We start from the raw sequence: 4,259 nt of genomic DNA, 5'->3' as shown, positions 1-4,259 counted from the left end.
ACGAAGGAAAGCACGATCGCCCATTTGCGCTTCTCGGCCAGCGCCTGCGACGACAACAGCCCGACGCGCGTCAAAAGGCTGGTCACCACCGGCAGCTGGAACACCAGGCCGAAGGAGAAGATCAGCGTCATGATCAGGCTGAGATATTCCGAAACCTTGGGCAGCAGCGAAATCTGCACCTGGTCGTTGGTGCCGACCTGCTGCATGGCCAGGAAGAACCACATCACCATCGGGGTGAAGAAGAAATAGACCAGCGAGGCGCCCATCAGGAACAGGATGGGCGACGCGATCAGGAACGGCAGGAAAGCGCTGCGCTCATTCTTGTAGAGGCCCGGCGCGATGAACTTGTAGATCTGCGTGGCGATCAGCGGGAAGGCGATCACCATGCCGCCGAACATGGCAAGCTTCACCTGGGTGAAGAAGAACTCCTGCGGCGCGGTATAGATCAGCTCGACCTTGTGCGGGTCGAGGCCTGCCCATTGCGTTGCCCATTTGAAGGGGATGACCAACAGGTTGAACAGGCGCTTAGCGAAAAAGAAGCAGACGAGGAAGGCGACGAAGAAGCCGCCCAGCGACCAGATCAGGCGGCGGCGCAACTCGATGAGATGCTCGATCAGCGGCGCCGACGATTTCTCGATTTCTTCCCGCTCCTTGTCCGATACGCTCACTTGGCGGCTCCCGCCGTCTTCTTGGTGTCAGCCGTCTTCTTGGAGGCAGGCTTCCTGGCCGCGGCAGGCTTTGCCTCAGCCTTGGACGCGGCCTTTGCGGCAGCCGTTGCGGCTTTGGCCGGCGCCGAGGATTTGGCCGGCACCTTTGCAGCCGATGCCTTCGATGCCGCTGCCGTTTTCGCCACAGCGTCGGCCGTCTTGGCCTTAATCACCGCAGTCTTTTTCGCCGGTTTGGCCGCCACAGGCGCATCCGAAACCGAGGCGGTGACCGAGGCGTTCGTCATGGCCGGGAAGGTCGGAGCGGCCGGGGCGGGCTCGGTTGCGCCGACGCCGGGCATGTCCGTCGCGCCGTTCTTGAGCGGCTCAGCGGGTTGCGGCGTGTCTGCAGCCGGCGCCGCAGGATCGGCGGCCGGTTTGGGCTTCATCATCGTGTCGACGCCGGCCCGCACATCGGCCGCGGCCTGCTCGAACGGATTGAGCTGCTTACGCACCTCGTTCATCGGATTGAGGCTGCGGAGACTGTCGATCGAACTCTTCACATCATCGAGTTCGGCTTCCTTCAGCGCTTCGTTGAACTGCTTCTGGAAGTCGCCGGCCATGGCGCGCAGTTTCGCCGCGGTGCGGCCGAAGGTGCGCAGCATGTTGGGCAAATCCTTTGGCCCGACGACCACGATCATGACGACCGCGATCACCAGCAGTTCGCTCCAACCGACTTCGAACATGACAATCTATTCCGACGAGAACACGCCGCCCGCACATGCGAAGCGGTTTTGGTACAACGGCATGCTCAAACCAACAATCGGATCAGCTCTTGCTGACCTTTTCCTTGCCCGGCGAAACAGTCTCGTCGGCGCGGTGCTCGACGGTACGCTTGTCGTCAACGTCGTCGTCAGCCATGCCCTTCTTGAAGCTCTTGATGCCCTTGGCCATGTCGCCCATCAACTCTGGGATCTTGCCGCGGCCGAACACCAGAAGCACGATGACCAGCACGATCATCCAGTGCCAAATCGAAAACGAACCCATAACGATCTCTCTCGAATGTTTTCCCTCGGCGATGATCTATGCGTTTTCGCTCGGGGATTCAAACACAACTGCAATGAAGTTGATAAAATGGCTAGCGGATGTCACGCACTTTCGACGTGAGCGCCTTGCTACGAATCCGCGCAGGCCTTGCTATTAGACCAGTTGTGCCGGTTCCCTAAAAGCATGTCTCCCGAAAGTGGGAACCGGTTTCGGGATAAAGACATGCGTAAAATCAAAAACCTAAAGCGCGTGGAGCGAACCTGAAAAGAACCTGAAAGATCGCGACGCGCTTTAGGTCACTCTTCCGTGACGCGCGGCGTCAGCAGCCCGAGCTCCTCGAGGTCGATATCGGTCAGCTCATCCTCGTCCTCGGCGAGCGCGTCGGGATCGGCTGGCGGCACCGGCATCGAGAAATTGGCCGGCATGCGCGTCGAGAGCAGGCCGGCGCCCTTCAGCTCTTCCATACCGGGCAGATCGCGGATCTCCTCCAGCGCGAAATGATCGAGGAAGGCGTCGGTGGTGCCATAGGTCACCGGCCGTCCCGGCGTGCGGCGGCGGCCGCGCATCCTGACCCATTCCGTTTCGAGCAGCGTGTCGAGCGTGCCCTTGGAGGTCTCCACGCCCCGGATGTCTTCGATTTCGGCGCGCGTGACGGGCTGGTGATAGGCGATGATCGCCAGCACTTCGAGCGCCGCGCGCGACAGCTTTCTCTGCTGGACAGAGTCACGGCTCATCAGGAAAGCGAGGTCGCCTGCGGTGCGGAAGGCCCAGGCATCGCCGACCCGCACCAGGTTGACGCCGCGCTTGGCATAGATCTGCTGAAGATCGGCCATCGCGGCGGCGATGTTGACGCCTTCAGGCAGGCGCGCGGCAAGCTGCTTTTCGCTGACCGGCTCGGCGCTGGCGAAAACGATCGCCTCGGCCATGCGCACCGCTTCCGACAGCTGCAGCCGCTCGGCGGGGTTTTCGAGTGAACCCTGCTCGGCCATCTCGTCTTCCGGCTCATCCTCAACCCTGAACGGGATGACTGAGGCGTTTGCGCGTTCACTCATGATACCACCTCGACTGCCTTTGCACCTTGCGCGCGGCTGCGCAGATAGATCGGCGCGAACACCTGGTCCTGCCGCACTTCCAGTTTGCCCTCGCGCACCATTTCGAGGGTCGCCGCGAACGAACTGGCCATCGCCGTGCGCTTCTCTTCCGGCGCCGCCAGATACTCGATCAGGAAGCTGTCGAGCACCGTCCAGTCGCCGACCGCGCCGATCAGCCGCGCCAGCACCTCGCGCGCATCCTTCAGCGACCACACGGCGCGCCGGGCGATCGTCACATTGTTGATGGCCTGCCGCTGGCGCTGCTGCGCGTAGGCGGTGAGCAGATCGTAAAGCGAGGCCGAAAAGCTGTTGCGCTTCTCGATGATGACCATTTCCGGCATGCCGCGCGCGAAGACGTCGCGGCCGAGGCGATTGCGGTTGACCAGCCGCGCCGAGGCGTCGCGCATGGCTTCCAGCCGCTTCAGCCGGAATTGCAGCACCGCCGCCAGTTCCTCGCCGCTTTCGCCCTCCTCGCCCGGCTGTTTCGGGATCAGGAGCTTCGATTTCAGGAAGGCGAGCCACGCCGCCATCACCAGATAGTCGGCGGCAAGCTCCAACCTCAGCGCCCGCACCTTCTCGATGAAGGCCAGATACTGCTCGGCCAAAGCCAGGATCGAAATGCGTGCCAGATCGACCTTCTGGTTGCGGGCAAGGTGCAGGAGAAGATCGAGCGGACCTTCGAAACCGGCCACGTCGACGACCAGGGATGGGTCGCCGGTCAGGCGTGAATCGTCGTTCTCGGCCCACAGACGGTCCATCGGTGCGGCCTTCGCGGCCTTGCCTTCCAATGTCTCCGCCACTTGCCTTTCGTCCCTTCCGGTTCAGGCCACCGCTTCGAAATAGGTGGCAAATTCCGCGCGTATCGCCGTTTCGTCGGCGACGTCGCGATCCTTTATATAGGTCAGCGCCCGCTCCGCGCGTTGCAAGGACTTGCCCGACAGCCCCGTCGTGCGCGAGGCGATCCCCGACATCTCCTCGAAAACGCCGTTGCAGTGAAGGACGAGATCGCAGCCGGCCGCAAGGATCGAGGCCGCCTTTGTCGGGAAATCCCCAGAAAGTGCCTTCATCGAGGTGTCGTCGCTCATCAGCAGCCCGTCGAAGCCGATCTCGCCGCGGATCACCTGATCGACGACCTTGGCGGACGTCGTCGCAGGATTGTCGGGGTCGATGGCGCTGTAGACGACATGCGCCGTCATCGCCATCGGCAGCGCGTTCAACGCCTTGAACGGGGCAAAATCATGCCGCCTGAGCTCCTCGAGCGGCGTATCGACGGTCGGCAGCGCGAAATGCGTGTCGGCAAAGGCGCGGCCATGGCCGGGAATATGCTTCATCACCGGCAGCACGCCGCCCGACATCAAGCCCTCGGCCGAGGCCCGGCCAAGCTCGATCACGGCATTGGGCTCCTTGCCATAGGCGCGCGCGCCGATGACGTCGCTGGCGCCTTCGACCGGAACGTCAAGCACCGGCAGGCAGTCGG

Annotated in this window: 6 protein-coding genes; all 6 read right to left on the bottom strand. The window is 62.7% G+C overall.

Annotated elements, in window-relative coordinates; translation table 11 throughout:
* Positions 1-668: twin-arginine translocase subunit TatC (gene tatC, locus EOA24_RS29105; RefSeq protein WP_127410342.1), on the bottom strand; the 668-nt coding region annotated here is incomplete at its 3' end.
* Positions 665-1,390 carry a Sec-independent protein translocase protein TatB gene (gene tatB / locus EOA24_RS29100; protein WP_127410341.1) on the bottom strand — a complete coding sequence of 242 codons (726 nt, stop codon included), beginning with the start codon at positions 1,388-1,390 and terminating at the stop codon, positions 665-667. The genes tatB and tatC, both read right to left, overlap by 4 nt.
* 82 nt (positions 1,391-1,472) lie before the next feature.
* Complete coding sequence (locus EOA24_RS29095; RefSeq protein ID WP_095815328.1) at positions 1,473-1,691, bottom strand: twin-arginine translocase TatA/TatE family subunit; 219 nt, start codon at positions 1,689-1,691, stop codon at positions 1,473-1,475.
* 296 nt (positions 1,692-1,987) lie between these two features.
* On the bottom strand, positions 1,988-2,743 hold the full coding sequence (gene scpB / locus EOA24_RS29090) for an SMC-Scp complex subunit ScpB (RefSeq protein WP_126082287.1): 756 nt from the start codon (positions 2,741-2,743) through the stop codon (positions 1,988-1,990).
* Entirely contained in the window at positions 2,740-3,540 is an 801-nt protein-coding gene (locus tag EOA24_RS29085) for a ScpA family protein (protein ID WP_126083777.1), read from the bottom strand. Before EOA24_RS29085 ends, scpB begins: the two co-directional genes overlap by 4 nt.
* Before the next feature lie 63 nt (positions 3,541-3,603).
* Positions 3,604-4,259, bottom strand: a 656-nt coding sequence (locus EOA24_RS29080; RefSeq protein WP_133374660.1) for a glycoside hydrolase family 3 N-terminal domain-containing protein, incomplete at its 5' end; no start/stop codon positions are given.

Source organism: Mesorhizobium sp. M2A.F.Ca.ET.039.01.1.1 (assembly GCF_003998035.1).
Classification (GTDB): Bacteria; Pseudomonadota; Alphaproteobacteria; order Rhizobiales; family Rhizobiaceae; genus Mesorhizobium.
Note: the sequence above shows the minus strand (reverse complement) of the source record. Positions and strands in the feature narration are given on the sequence as shown.

Coding starts and splice junctions, on each gene's coding strand:
- tatB (WP_127410341.1), bottom strand. CDS start 1,390: ATGTTCGAAGTCGGTTGGAGCGAACTGCTGGTGATCGCGGTCGTCATG.
- EOA24_RS29085 (WP_126083777.1), bottom strand. CDS start 3,540: ATGGACCGTCTGTGGGCCGAGAACGACGATTCACGCCTGACCGGCGAC.
- EOA24_RS29095 (WP_095815328.1), bottom strand. CDS start 1,691: ATGGGTTCGTTTTCGATTTGGCACTGGATGATCGTGCTGGTCATCGTG.
- scpB (WP_126082287.1), bottom strand. CDS start 2,743: ATGAGTGAACGCGCAAACGCCTCAGTCATCCCGTTCAGGGTTGAGGAT.